Source organism: Rhodococcus wratislaviensis (genome assembly GCF_900455735.1).
Classification (GTDB): Bacteria; Actinomycetota; Actinomycetes; order Mycobacteriales; family Mycobacteriaceae; genus Rhodococcus_F; species Rhodococcus_F wratislaviensis.
The window spans coordinates 18,214-31,346 of record NZ_UAUI01000016.1; the positions used below are offsets into that span (position 1 = coordinate 18,214).

General features: G+C 66.5%; 13 protein-coding genes and 1 tRNA gene. 5 read left to right on the forward strand and 9 right to left on the reverse strand.

Going from position 1 to position 13,133, the window contains the following annotated elements:
• Positions 1 to 87: 87 nt before the first annotated feature.
• Positions 88 to 1,875 (forward strand): ABC transporter ATP-binding protein/permease, encoded by a 1,788-nt coding sequence (locus DTA22_RS20340; RefSeq protein ID WP_112300713.1) that lies wholly within the window; start codon positions 88 to 90, stop codon positions 1,873 to 1,875.
• Position 1,876: 1 nt separating this feature from the next.
• On the opposite strand, the gene DTA22_RS20345 is transcribed toward DTA22_RS20340, so the two are convergent.
• The 3 genes from DTA22_RS20345 to DTA22_RS20355 form a co-directional block, all read right to left on the reverse strand.
• Positions 1,877 to 2,902, reverse strand: a complete 1,026-nt coding sequence (locus DTA22_RS20345; protein ID WP_112300714.1) for a DUF4185 domain-containing protein — start codon at positions 2,900 to 2,902, stop codon at positions 1,877 to 1,879.
• A 25-nt stretch (positions 2,903 to 2,927) separates the two neighbouring features.
• Positions 2,928 to 3,431 (reverse strand): SRPBCC family protein, encoded by a 504-nt coding sequence (locus DTA22_RS20350; RefSeq protein ID WP_005260370.1) that lies wholly within the window; start codon positions 3,429 to 3,431, stop codon positions 2,928 to 2,930.
• A 105-nt stretch (positions 3,432 to 3,536) separates the two neighbouring features.
• Positions 3,537 to 4,412 (reverse strand): sigma-70 family RNA polymerase sigma factor, encoded by an 876-nt coding sequence (locus DTA22_RS20355; protein ID WP_037237443.1) that lies wholly within the window; start codon positions 4,410 to 4,412, stop codon positions 3,537 to 3,539.
• Between the two features lie 97 nt (positions 4,413 to 4,509).
• Here DTA22_RS20355 and DTA22_RS20360 point away from each other — a divergent pair, with 97 nt between their 5' ends.
• Positions 4,510 to 4,965, forward strand: a complete 456-nt coding sequence (locus DTA22_RS20360) for a carboxymuconolactone decarboxylase family protein (protein WP_037237439.1) — start codon at positions 4,510 to 4,512, stop codon at positions 4,963 to 4,965.
• Between the two features lie 84 nt (positions 4,966 to 5,049).
• Here DTA22_RS20360 and DTA22_RS20365 read toward each other — a convergent pair.
• Positions 5,050 to 5,123, reverse strand: a tRNA-Leu gene (locus DTA22_RS20365).
• A 100-nt stretch (positions 5,124 to 5,223) separates the two neighbouring features.
• On the opposite strand from DTA22_RS20365, the gene DTA22_RS20370 reads away from it, so the two are divergent.
• On the forward strand, positions 5,224 to 5,853 hold the full coding sequence (locus DTA22_RS20370; protein ID WP_005260374.1) for an ANTAR domain-containing response regulator: 630 nt from the start codon (positions 5,224 to 5,226) through the stop codon (positions 5,851 to 5,853).
• Between the two features lie 38 nt (positions 5,854 to 5,891).
• Here DTA22_RS20370 and DTA22_RS20375 read toward each other — a convergent pair whose 3' ends face one another.
• On the reverse strand, positions 5,892 to 6,731 hold the full coding sequence (locus DTA22_RS20375; protein ID WP_037237436.1) for an oxidoreductase: 840 nt from the start codon (positions 6,729 to 6,731) through the stop codon (positions 5,892 to 5,894).
• A gap of 112 nt (positions 6,732 to 6,843) precedes the next feature.
• Between DTA22_RS20375 and DTA22_RS20380 the strand changes: the two genes are divergently transcribed.
• Positions 6,844 to 7,404, forward strand: coding sequence for a TetR family transcriptional regulator (locus tag DTA22_RS20380; protein WP_037237433.1), 561 nt, complete (start codon positions 6,844 to 6,846; stop codon positions 7,402 to 7,404).
• A gap of 166 nt (positions 7,405 to 7,570) precedes the next feature.
• The gene (locus tag DTA22_RS20385; RefSeq protein ID WP_037237430.1) at positions 7,571 to 8,893 is read left to right on the forward strand and encodes an ABC transporter substrate-binding protein; all 1,323 of its coding nucleotides are present in this window, start codon (positions 7,571 to 7,573) and stop codon (positions 8,891 to 8,893) included.
• Between the two features lie 68 nt (positions 8,894 to 8,961).
• On the opposite strand, the gene DTA22_RS20390 is transcribed toward DTA22_RS20385, so the two are convergent.
• From DTA22_RS20390 to DTA22_RS20405, 4 genes are read right to left on the reverse strand one after another with little or no spacing between them, the layout of a single operon-like run.
• On the reverse strand, positions 8,962 to 9,756 hold the full coding sequence (locus DTA22_RS20390; protein WP_037237427.1) for an ABC transporter ATP-binding protein: 795 nt from the start codon (positions 9,754 to 9,756) through the stop codon (positions 8,962 to 8,964).
• Entirely contained in the window at positions 9,753 to 10,772 is a 1,020-nt protein-coding gene (locus DTA22_RS20395) for an ABC transporter ATP-binding protein (RefSeq protein WP_037237424.1), read from the reverse strand. Before DTA22_RS20395 ends, DTA22_RS20390 begins: the two co-directional genes overlap by 4 nt.
• Positions 10,765 to 11,754, reverse strand: a complete 990-nt coding sequence (locus DTA22_RS20400; RefSeq protein WP_037237420.1) for a branched-chain amino acid ABC transporter permease — start codon at positions 11,752 to 11,754, stop codon at positions 10,765 to 10,767. Before DTA22_RS20400 ends, DTA22_RS20395 begins: the two co-directional genes overlap by 8 nt.
• Before the next feature lie 3 nt (positions 11,755 to 11,757).
• Positions 11,758 to 13,128 carry a branched-chain amino acid ABC transporter permease gene (locus DTA22_RS20405; protein WP_112300715.1) on the reverse strand — a complete coding sequence of 457 codons (1,371 nt, stop codon included), beginning with the start codon at positions 13,126 to 13,128 and terminating at the stop codon, positions 11,758 to 11,760.
• Positions 13,129 to 13,133: the final 5 nt, after the last annotated feature.

Here is a 13,133-nt window from a genome sequence, read left to right on the forward strand (position 1 = left end):
GCGTATCTCTCGCCGATGACCGAGGTCCGGGGTTACACTTCTCCATCTTTTCTGGTGAGTTTCACCTCGTGATCGGGGATATGGGTCGTGGACTGGAACAACGTCGTCTGGGACAGCTCGATGTGGCTGCTCAAGGCCTACGTCATGACTGTCGTCGCGTTCGTCGTCGTAGTGATACTGCTCGCGCGGTTCACCAAATGGGGTAGGCAGTTCTGGCGCTTCGCCGCGCCGTACTTCGATCCGCGGCGCAGCCTCAAGCCGTTGACCATCCTGGCGGTGCTGCTGCTGTCGACGGTCTTCGCGGTGCGGATGACGGTGCTGTTCTCCTACTGGTACAACGATTTCTACGATTCGATCCAGAACCTGGACGAGTCGGCTTTCTGGCACTTCCTCCGCGTATTCGCCATTCTGGCGACGGTCCACGTGGTGCGGGCACTGATCGAATACCTGATCGGGCAGACCCTCGACATCGACTGGCGGACGTGGCTCAACCACCATCTCGTCGACGACTGGCTCGACAGCCGCGCCTACTACCGCGACCGGTTCCTGGACGACGCGATCGACAACCCGGACCAGCGCGTCCAGGCCGATATCACCAACTTCGTGACCACGTCCCGCTCGCTGTCGATGGGCGCGGTGACCGCCGTGCTGTCGATCGTGTCCTTCACGGGAATCCTGTGGGATCTGTCCGGCCCGATGACGGTGTTCGGCGTCGAGATCTCGCGGGCGATGATCTTCCTCGTCTACATCTACGTGCTGGTGACCACGGTGGTGGCGTTCTGGATCGGCAAGCCCCTCATCAAGCTGAACTTCCTCAACGAGAAACTGGGCGCCAACTTCCGCTACGCGCTGATCCGGGTGCGGGAGTACGGCGAGAGCATCGCGTTCTACCGCGGCGAGAACGTCGAGCGCCGCACCCTTGCCGGGCGGTTCGCGGACGTCATCCGGAACATGTGGCAGATCGTGTTCCGGACGTTGAAATTCAGCGGATGGAACCTCACCGTCAACCAGACGGCCGTCATCTTCCCGTTCCTCGTGCAGGGTCCGCGACTGTTCACCGGTCAGGTGTCGCTCGGTGACGTGATGCAGACGTCGCAGGCGTTCGGTCAGGTCCACGACTCCCTGTCCTTCTTCCGTGAGTCGTACGCCGACTTCGCGAGTTTCCGCGCCACCCTGATCCGACTCAACGGTCTGGCCAACGACAACCAGCACGCCGCCGAACTTCCGATCCTGAAGACCGGCAAGTCGGGCGACGACCTCCAGGTCGAGAAGCTGGACGTGCGCATCCCGACGGGGCAGACCCTCATCGAGGGGCTCGAGCTGACCGTGACCCCCGGACAGTCGTTGCTGGTCAAGGGCCCGTCGGGCTCGGGCAAGACCACCCTGCTCCGCACGCTCGCCGATCTGTGGCCGTACGCAGACGGCACGGTGTCGCGGCCGGCGGGGGAGGCGATCTTCCTGTCCCAGCGGCCGTACCTGCCGCTCGGTTCGCTGCGGACCGCACTGGCATACCCGAAGGAGCCGACGGCGGCCGACGACGTCGTGCGTGGTGCGCTGTCGAAGGTGTCGCTCGGCAATCTGGGGGATCGGCTCGACGAGACCGCCGACTGGACGCGGATCCTGTCGCCGGGTGAGCAGCAGCGTCTCGCGTTCGCGCGGGTGCTGATCGCGCGCCCCGCGGTGATCTTCCTCGACGAGGCCACGTCGGCCATCGACGAGGGGCTCGAATACACGCTCTACACCCTGCTCAGGACCGAACTCCCGGACAGCATCGTGGTGAGTGTCGGCCACCGCAGCACCCTCAACCAATTCCATTCCCGCGGTGTGGAACTCGAAGGGGAGGGGCGGTGGACGGAGTCGGAACTCGTCGGGTGAGCTACCCGGCGTCCAGCCGGGTCGCGAACTGCAGGACGCGGTAGGGGTTCCCGGTCGTCGTGTTCCATTGCGACACAAACAGATGCAGCTCGTCCAGCGTGGACGCCGGATGGATGAATCCGCCGTAGATTTGCGCCCACGTGCCGTCCGTCGCTCCCCAGTCGCCCCCGGCGATCTGCACGGTCGGTTCCGACCACAGTCCGTCGATACGCGCCGCCGTGCGAGTGACGATCGCGTACGCGGTGGGATCGAAGTACGCGAGGACCCAGGTGCCGTCGATTCGTCGCAGGCACATCTCCCCGACGGGGCCCGGCAGGATCGGGGTCGCGGGCTGCCCCCACGCCCATCCCGTGCCGCGGTCCCAGCCCCAGTGTTCGTAGGCTGCGGGCTCGAGGATGCACGATTCGGGGACCCGCCGGAGGATCATCCCACCCGGATGGGTGCGGTCGAACGCGCTCGAGACGACGTAGACGTAGCCGTCGTGCCGTTCCATCGTCCACAGCTGATCGAGCGACCCGCCGAGGTTGTCCCAACGGGCGGGTGAGCGGTGCCAGTTGTCGCCGCCGTCGTCGGACCAGGCGAGGTACGTGAAGTTCGTCGGCCACGCCCGTGACCTCCACGAGTGCACACTGACGACGGACAGATACGTCCGATCACCGATCGTGACGGCGTCTGCGGGCACGACGGTGAACTCGGTGCCCGCCGACTCGCGGTCGGGGAGTTCGCGGACGTCGTGCGCGTTCGGCAGGATCTCCCTCGCCGTCCGGCCGCCGGCCGCGGATTCGAACTCGACGCCGCCGCGCAGATCTGTTGTGGTGGAGCGCAACATGACTGGGCTGCGCCACCGCCTGCCGTGTCGGCCGCGTGAGCTGAACGTGTCGCCGAAGAAGAACGCGACCCTGCCGTCGGCCAGGCGCGTGGGACAGCCGAGGTCGGTGCCGCGCACACCCCATCGTCGCGTCGCCCCTCCGGTGACCTCCTTCACGAAGGTCGCTGCCGGTGTGGTCTTGCTGCCCGCGATACGCACTCCTGGCAGTCGGTGAATCCGGTCGTCAGGACGTCTTGCGATAGGACGCGGCGAGTTCGTCGGCCCGATCCCACGGGGACCAGTCGACCTCGCGGCCGTCCAGTTGCGCTTCGACCACCTCGAGTCCCGCGTGCCAGCCGGCGGCGTGGGCGTAGGCGGATTCTTCTTCTTCCACGGTGTGGGTGAGCGTCAGCCAGCAGCCTCCGCTGCCGTCGGGGACGAGTTCCCAGTGCAGCGTCTCGGCGTCCCACAGGTACTCGAGGATGTGGGCGGGATGCACCGAGATGACCGTCCCAGTGGTGGTCTGATCTGCGGGCAATCCGAATCGGCGCACCTGCTCCGGCGTCACCCGGAAGACGAGCTCGGCGCCCGGAGTGAGGTCGAACTCGACGTCGGCGGGAAACCAGGCCTTCAGGTACTGCGGGTCGGTGAGAACACGCCACACCTTCTCCGGCGAGTGCGAGAGCGCCTGCTGGAATCGAAGGGCTACCCGCCCGTCGTAGGTGAAAGTGACGGTGCCGAGCTCCATGGGTGACCTCCGTGCTCGAGGGCGTACCTGTCCCACCATGGTACTGGCAGGACGGCGCAGATCCCCAGGATCCGGCACAAAAAACCGCCGCTACCTGCGGGGTCGTCAGTCGCCGGCGTGGGCGAGCCTCAGACGCTGCAGGCGGTGCGGGTCGGCGAGGATGTCGATCCGGGCGATCTTCCCACCTGAGACGGTGAAGGCCATGACCGAGAAGGTCTTTCCCCCGGGTGCGGTCACGACCCCGGCTGCGCCGTTCACCAGGGCGAGCCGGGCGAAAGGAGCGAAGCGCGAGAAGGTGAGGGCCTGCTCGCTGACGGCGCGGGCTCCGCGCACCACGTCGGATCCCTCCGCGCCGCGGTCGGCCCGCAGGACGATGTCCGGGTCGAGCAGAGCGAGGAGGTCATCGAACCGGCCACCCCGCGAGGCGGCCATGAAGGCCTCGACAATCTCCCGCTGCCGGGCCAGATCGGTATCCGGGGCGGGTCCCGACCCCTGGACGCGGCGGCGCGCGCGGCTCGCGAGCTGGCGGGCTGCGGCGGGGGTGCGTCCGGCGATCGCGGCGATCTCGTCGAAGGACAGGGCGAACATGTCGTGCAACACGAATGCGAGCCGCTCGGCGGGTGTCAGCGTGTCGAGAACGACCAGCAGCGCGAGTCCGACGGAGTCGCCCAGCACCGCCTCGTGCTCGGGGTCGGCCCCGTCCAATTCGCTCACGATCGGATCCGGCACATGGACATCCAGGGGCTCCTCGCGGCGAGTCTTCCGTGAGCGGAGCATGTCGAGGCAGACCCGGGCGACGACCGTCGTCAGCCAACCCGGCAGGTTCTCCACATCCGACGTCTCGGCACGGCTGAGCCGGAGCCAGCCCTCCTGCACGGCGTCCTCCGCTTCGCTGATCGAGCCGAGCATCCGATAGGCGACCGCCGACAGATGCGTCCGGTTCTCCTCGAAGCGGTGCGCCAGAACTTCGTTGTCGTTCATCTGTCACATTCTGCCGTCGTGGTTCGTCATGTCAGTGAGAACGAAGATCAGCCGGTGTGACTTCAGATCACCCGAATACCTTTGGAGGCAGGCAATCATGAAAGCCCGGATGACCAACCCCGCGATGATCGTTCCCGACGCCATGAAGTCTCTGCTGGCTCTGGGAAAGGCAGCGACGAAGGCGGACGTGCCGCCGGTGACCCACGCACTCGTCCATCTGCGGTCTAGCCAGATCAACGGCTGCAGCGTGTGCGTGGACATGCATTCGCGTGAGTTGGAGAAGGAAGGGGAGACCAACGAGCGGATCTTCGCGGTGGCGGCGTGGCGGGAGGCTCCGTACTTCAGCGACGCCGAACGCGCGGCCCTGGCGCTGGCCGAGTCGATGACCCGGTTGAGCGATCGTTCGGACCCGGTCCCCGACGACGTGTGGAACGAGGCCGCCCGGCACTACGACGAGCAGGCCCTCGCGTCGCTGGTCCTGTCGATCGCCACCGTGAACCTGTGGAACCGTCTCAACGCCGCCACCCGGCAGGTCGCGGGCGGACAGTGGTGACGCACACACCCTGACGGGGAACGAGACGCGAATCGCAGGTCAGAGAAAGTATCTGACCTGCGATTCGCGGAGAAATCCTGGCAGTGCCCTCGGTGAGACTCGAACTCACACTGGACGGGTTTTGAATCCGTTTCCTCTGCCAATTGGGATACGAGGGCGTGTTGCGCTGTACCACTGTAGAAGATCGCCGTCGGGAGTCAACCACCGGTACCCTTCTAACGTTCGCTCCCCGCGCCGGGGTCGTCCGAGCAGAGGAGAATGGTGGCCATGAACGCTCCCCAGCAGCAAGGTGTGCCGTCGCAGCCGCGACGGGTCGTGGTGGCCGAGGACGAGGCGCTGATCAGGCTCGATCTGGTCGAGATGCTGCGGGAAGAAGGCTACGACGTGGTCGGTGAGGCGGGCGACGGGCAGGCCGCCGTCGACCTGGCGGTGGAGCTCAAACCCGACCTCGTGATCATGGATGTGAAGATGCCCCGTCGCGACGGCATCGATGCGGCCTCCGAGATCGCGGCGAAACGTATTGCGCCCGTGGTCATTCTCACAGCGTTCAGTCAGCGCGAGCTGGTGGAGCGCGCCCGCGACGCCGGGGCGATGGCGTATCTCGTCAAGCCGTTCTCCACAGCCGACCTGGTTCCTGCGGTCGAGTTGGCGGCCAGCCGGTTCAAGGAGGTGACCGCGCTCGAGCGGGAGATCTCCGATCTGTCCGAGCGTCTGGAGACCCGCAAGATCGTCGAGCGGGCCAAGGGCGTCCTGATGGAGAAGCAGTCCCTGACCGAGCCCGAAGCGTTCAAGTGGATCCAGCGGGCGGCGATGGACCGCCGGTCGACGATGAAGGCGGTCGCGCAGGTGGTGCTCGAGACCCTCGGTGGGGAAGCCCCCACCAGCTGACCCGCGAGATCGGCGACAGCCGATGCGCTTTCGAAGCGTCAGGTGCCGGCGGGGAAGTCCGCGGATCGGCTGACGTCGGCCCACCGGTGGGCCTCGGCGGCGCGTTCGCGGGAAGACTTCTCGGTCATGTCGACGGCGCCGGCCCCGAGTAGCAGACGCAACGGGGCGTCCTCGGCGGCAACCACATCCAGGATGATCCGAGCGGCCCGGGCGGGGTCTCCGGGCTGGGTGCCGTCGGTGTCTCGCCGGTAGCGGTTCATCGCGCCGACCGTCGCCTCGTAGTCGGGGCCGACCGAGCTGCGTCGCATCGACGAACCCTGCCAGTCGGTGCGGAACGCGCCCGGTTCGACGATGAGCACCTTCACGCCGAACGGTTTCACCTCGGCCGCCAGGACTTCGGAGAAACCCTCGACGGCGAACTTCGCTGCCTGATAGGCGCTCAGCCCCGGCGTGCCACCGACGCGACCCCCGACGGAGGAGAACTGCACGAAGCAGCCGCTGCGCTGCTCGCGCAGAATCGGCAGTGCCGCCCGGGTGACGTTGACGACGCCGAAGAAGTTGGCTTCGATCTGCTGCCGGAAGTCCTCGTCGTCCATTTCCTCGATCGGGACGCTGTTGGCGTAGCCGGCGTTGTTCACCACCACGTCGAGGCCCCCGAACTCGTCGACGGCAGTGGCGACCGCGGTACGGGCGGCCTCGGCGTCCGTGACGTCCAGGGCGACCGCCCGAACGCGGTCGCCGTACGTGTCGACCAGGTCGGTCAGCTGTTCGGGCCGGCGGGCGGTGGCGACGAGGTTGTCGCCGCTGCCCAGGATCGCGGTCGCGAGTTCCCTGCCGAAACCACGTGAGGTTCCGGTGACGAGCCAGGTCTTCGACATGCTGTACTCCATCCCACACTCTTGCAACTGACTGGTTGGTTGCTGAATGGATTCCATGAAACACCGGCGAGGAGGTGCTGTCAACCAACTATTTGGTTGATAACCTGGTCGCATGGTGCGCGATGCAGAGGCAACGAAGAAACGACTACTCGACGCGGCGGCAGCCGAGTTCGCCGAATTCGGCATCGCCGGCGCGCGGGTCGACCGCATCGCCCTGGCCGCGAAGGCGAACAAGTCGATGATCTACGCGTACTTCGGCGACAAGGGGCAGTTGTTCGACGCGGTATTCGCCGCCCACGTGGTGGCCTTCACCGAGCAGGTGCGGTTCGACGCCACCGACCTCCCGGGCTACGCGGGGCGCTCGTTCGACCTGTACGAGGACAACCCGGCGACGCTCCGGCTCGCCACCTGGTACCAGCTCGAGCGGCCCGACGGTGACCCGCTCCAGGTGGTGGTCGCGTCCAACCGGTCCAAGCTCGCCGACATCGAGCGAGCGCAGAGAAGTGGCGTGCTGCCAACCCGATTCGAGCCCGTGGAACTGCTCGCCGTCGTCAGGTCCGTGGCGATGTCGTGGCATACGCAGACACCGGAACTCGGCGCCTCGGCCCCCGCGGACCGGGCCCGGCGACGGCAGGTGGTCGTCGACTCCGTGCGCCTTCTCGTCGGCACCTGAGGCTCGCCACGCTACGACCGCGTAAACACTCGTCGTATTCAGATCACAGTAAGGTCACGAGCCTTTCTGGACGGATCGCGAATGCCGCCGGACGGCTAGCGTCTGATCCGACAGCGGACGCCAACTCGGGTGGCGCCCGCACTCAGGTGATCTAAGGAGAGTTTGGATGGCTAAACGGACCCTCGTGCGGGCGGCCGCGGTTCTCGGCGCGGCATCACTCGCACTGGCAGGTTGTAGTTCGGACAGTGGCGACGACTCCGCGAGTGGGAGTGACAGCTCTGCCTCGGCCACCACGGTTTCCACCGACTGCACGCCCGAAGAGGCGGCGGCAGCGGGTGCCCCGTCCACTGCGCCGCTGAAGATCGGAACCCTGCTCCCCGACACGGGAAGCCTCTCCTTCCTCGGACCGCCGATGGTGGCGGGCACCCAGCTCGGTGTCAACGACGTCAACGCGGCCGGTGGAGTTCTCGGCCAGCCTGTGCAACTGATCCCCGGCGACTCGGGCGACACCACCACGGACACGGCGAACACCACCGTGGACCGGGAACTGGCCGCGGGCACCCAGGTGATCATCGGCGCGGCATCGTCCTCGGTGTCGCTGAAGGTCATCGACAAGGTGTCCAGCGCAGGCGTCGTGATGTTCTCCCCGGCCAACACGTCGGACCAGTTCGTCTGCTACCCGGACAAGGGCCAGTACTTCCGCACCGCCCCCACCGACGTGCTGCAGGCTCAGGCTGTGTCACAGCTCATCTCGGACGACGGCGGCCAGCGCGTGTCCATCCTGGCCCTCAACGACCCGTACGGAACCGGGCTCGCCGACAACATCCAGAAGAACCTCGTCGACGCGGGCATCCCCGAGGACCAGATCCAGAAGATCATCTACGACCCCAACGCGCAGTCCTTCAACTCCGAGGTCGACCAGGTCAAGGACTTCGCCCCCGACGCCGTCGCGGTGGTCGGATTCGAGGAGTCGGCGAAGATCATCACCCGTATGCACGAGGTCGGCATCGGCCCGTCCGACGGCATGAAGGTATACGGCGTCGACGGCAACATGGGTAACGCGCTCGGCGAGTCGGTGGCCGCACCGCTGCTCGACGGCATGCAGGGCACCACGCCCCTCACGGACGTCGGTCCGGCCTTCCAGGATCGTCTCAAGGGCATCAACCCGGGGCTGATCGACTTCAACTACGCCGGTGAGTCCTACGACGCCGTAGTCGTTTCCGCGCTCGCCGCGGAAGCCGCGAAGTCGACGGCCGGTCGCGACATCGCCGCGAACATCAACGCCGTCACCGAGGGCGGAACACCGTGCACGTCGTACCAGGAGTGCCTGCCGCTCGTGCAGGCCGGCACGGACGTCGACTACAACGGCATCACCGGCAAGCTCGACTTCGCCGCTGCGGGCGAGCCGTCGATCGGTTCGTACGGCAAGCTGAAGTTCGGTGCCGACAACAAGCTGACGACGGACGGGTACATCGTCGTCGGCGGGTGATCGCACTCACCTGAAACGGACTGTGGGCCAGGGAAACCTGGCCCACAGTCGTGTCCGGAACCGCCGAACTATTTCTTCTCCTGACTTCCCGCGAGGGTCCCGAGGTACAGCTCGATCACCTTCGGGTCGTGCATCAGGTTGGGTCCGGAGTCGGTGTAGGCGTTGCGGCCCTGGTCCAGGACGTAGCCGCGATCGCAGATCTGCAGGCACCGGCGAGCGTTCTGCTCGACCATGATCACCGAGACGCCCGCCGCGTTGATCCGCTTGCAGCGGATGAACACCTCGTCCTGGAACATCGGGGACAGTCCGGCGGACGGCTCGTCGAGCAGCAGCACGGACGGATCCATCATCAGTGCCCGTCCCATGGCGACCATCTGCCGTTCACCGCCGGACAGGGCGCCCGCCTTCACCTTCTTCCGCTCGACGAGCAGCGGGAAGAGATCGCCGACGAACGCGAACCTCTCCGCGAAGAGCTTGGGCCGCAGATACATCCCCATCTCGAGGTTCTCCTCGATGGTGAGCGACGGAAAGACGTTCTGCGTCTGCGGGACGTAGCCGACACCCTTCTGCACGAGAACGTGGGCGGGTTTGGACGTGATGTCCTCACCGCGCAGGGTCACCGATCCCTCACGCACCGGTATCAGCCCGAACAGCGACTTCAGGAGCGTGGACTTCCCGGCCCCGTTGGGGCCGATGATGCCGACGATCTCACCCTCGCGCAGGAAGAAATTGCATTCGCGGAGGATGTTGACGCCGGGGATGTAGCCGGCCACGACGCCGTCCGCGCGGACGAGGGCACCCTCGGCGAGCCGGGCATGCTCCTCGGGTGTGGCCGCGAATTCCGCTGGGGTCAGTTCGGTCATGGGTTCTCACGCCTCAGCTCGGTGATGTCGGGTTCGGAGAGGTCGCCGCCGGTCTCGAGGGTTTCGGCCTCGGCGTTCTCGAGTGCCTCGGCCAGAACGGCCGTCGCGCCCACCGGATTCCCCTCGTCGTCGAACTCGAGTGCCTGATCGTGGTGGCTGCCCAGATAGGCATCGACCACCGCGTTGTTGGACGAGAGGTGTTCCGGTGTGGATTCGGCGATCACACTGCCCTGCGCCATCACCACCACCCAGTCACTGATGTCGCGGATGACGTCCATGTCGTGTTCGACGAACACGACGGTCATGCCCTCGTCCCGCAGCGATTTGATGTGCCCGAGCAGGCTCTGGGTGAGCGCCGGGTTCACACCGGCCATCGGCTCGTCGAGCATCACCACGGTCGGCTCGGTCATCAGCGCCCGGGCCATCTCGAGCAGCTTGCGCTGTCCGCCGGACAGCGAGCCGGCGAGATCGTCGGACTTGGTGTCGAGTTTGAACCGCGCGAGCAGTTCGTTGGCTCGTTCGGTGACGGCCCGTTCCTGCGCCTTCCACGTCCACGGCAGAAGCGTGTTGAAGATCCGCTCGCCGCGTTGCCCGGTGGCGCCGAGCCGCACGTTGTCGAGCACCGTCAGCTTCGACAGCGCCTTGGTGAGCTGGAACGTGCGGACGACGCCGCGGCGGGCCACCTGGTGCGGATACATCCGGCCGAGGGACTGGCCATCCATCGACCATGTGCCGCTGTCCGGCCGGTCGAAACCGGTGAGCAGGTTGAACAGGGTGGTCTTGCCTGCACCGTTCGGACCGATCAGTCCGGTGATGCAGCCGCGCTGGATCTCCAGATGCGCCACGTCGACGGCCTTGAGCCCGCCGAACGTCCGGGACACGTTGTCGACCACCATGATCGGGTCGGGTTTCGGTGCGCCGGGGGAGTGCGGGACGCCCGTGAAGATCGAGGCCCGTTCCTCGGCGGTGAGCACGGTGTCGGTCTGCAGATGATCCGGCAGTCTGTGGTCAGGCATTGAGCTGCACCTCCCGCTTGTTGCCCAGTATGCCCTGCGGCCGGAAGACCATCAGCACCGCGATCATGATGCCGAGCAGGACGAACCGCATGGCCCCGACCTGCTGTTCGGTCAGCGGCAGCAGCGGCTCCGGCCCGGAGATGGCCTGCCGCAACAAGGCGTCGGGGATGGCCAGCAGGAACCAGAACAGCATCGCGCCGACCACCGGTCCGAAGACTGTGGCCGCGCCGCCGAGGATGAGGGCGCCGAACGCGAAGAACGTCTGCGCGGTGGAGTAGAAGTCGGGGTTGATCGACTTGGTCTGCAACGCGTTGAACACGCCGCCGAGCCCGCCGATCATGCCGCCGAGGACCAGCGCCTGCATCTTGTAGACGAAGACGTTCTTGCCGAGTGCGCGTGCTGCGTCCTCGTCCTCCCGGACGGCCTTGAGGACGCGGCCCCACGGACTGTGCGTCAGGAGGTACACGAACCCGCACAGCACCAGGACGAGAGTCCATCCGACGACCATCGACCAGAGGTCGTCGCCGTAGAACTTCACGCCGAGGATGTTGTACTGCTTGCCCGAGTCGAACGGGCTGAGCGTGGTGAACGGGTCGGCGAAGCCGAACAGGCCGTTGGTGGATCCGGTGATGGAATCCGAAGCGGTGGAGCGGAATATCAGCCGCAGGATCTCCGACGCGGCGATCGTGACGATGGCGAGGTAGTCGGCCCGTAACCGCAGCGTCGGGATACCGAGGACGACGGCCAGCAGTCCGGCCGCGGCCAGACCGACGAGGATGCCGACCCACAGCGGCTGCTGGTAGGTGACGGTCATGATCCCGACGCCGTAGCCGCCGAGGAGTGCGAAGCCGATCTGACCGAAGTTCAGCAGTCCGGCGTAGCCGAAGTGCAGGTTGAGGCCGATCGCCAGCAGCGCGTAGAAGATCGCGGACGGGCCGATCAGCTGGGCGAGCGAGACCTGGAGTGCTCCTGTGATGTCCATGCCTCACCCGATCCTTTGCCGGCTGCCGAGAATGCCCTGAGGCCGGACGACCAGGATGACGATCAAGATGAGCAGTCCTCCGATGTACTTGAGGTCGGGGTTGATCACCAGCGTCGACAGCTGGACGAGCAGACCGACGATCACGCAGCCGAGCAGGGCGCCGTACGCGGTGCCGAGTCCGCCGAGCGTGATGCCGGCGAACATCAGCAGCAGGAGCTTGAAGCCCATCTCCCACTGCACACGGCCGCCGAGTTCGGAGATGCCGAACAGGACGCCGCCGAGCGCGGCGAGACCGCCGCCGAGACCCCACACGAAGCGGATCACCCGTTCGACGTCGATGCCGGACGACGCGGCCAGGTCGCGGTTGTCGGACACCGCGCGCATGGCCTTGCCGATGCGCGTCTTCTGCAGCAGCAGGGCCACTCCGACGAGAACGACGAGACTGATGGCGATGCTCACGAGGTTGGCGTCGGTGATCGCGATCGGACCCCAGTGCCTCTCCACCTGGGCCTGGTAGTCGACGAACGGCTCCGCGCGATCGGAGAAGAAGATCAGGATCAGGTAGCGCAGGGAGATCGCGAGCCCGATCGACACCACCAGCTGCGCGATCAGGCCGGTCTTGCGTTTTCGCAGCGGTTTCCAGATCCCGGCGTTGTTCAGCAGTCCGATCAGGATTCCCACGAAGACCGCGAGGATCGTGGCCGGGATCAGCTGCACGCCGAACGTCACGTTGATCACCCACGCCGCGACCGCGCCGAGGGTGACGAGTTCGCCGTGCGCGAAGTTCGTCAGGCCGGTGGTGCCGTAGATCAGGCTCAGCCCGACACCGGCGATGGCGATGACGAGACCGAACCGGAGTCCGTCGATGGTCTGGCGAATCAGCTTCTCGTAGAACGGGACCGCGGAACCGGTGCGGGCCTCGCCGAACGAGAAGATCACCGTGTTGGTGCGACCGGCCACCACTTCCCGCTGCACCGTGGCCTGCACGCTGACGTCGTCGGGAAGCGAGTCCGCCACGATCTCGAACGTGTACGTGCCGGGCGCGACCTGTAGTTCCCAGCGGCCGTTCGCCTCCGACGTCGCCTTCGCCACCTCGTTGCCCGACGAATCGAGTGCGCGTACCTCGACGTCCGCGAGCCGTTCGCCTGCGTTGTTCAGATTGCCGCTGACCCGCACCGCGTTCTCCGGGGGCGCCGGTTGTGCGCTCGTCGCGGGCGGTGGGGGCGGCGGGGTGGGTTCCTGCGCCGCCGCGGGACCGCCGAGAGCGATCGCCGCGACGAGGCCGAGCAGGACGAGGACGAACGCACGGCCGAGTTGCCGGGTGACCGACCCTCGCCTCGTGCGTTTCCTCGCGGATTTCGGTCGCGTACTCACTGCTG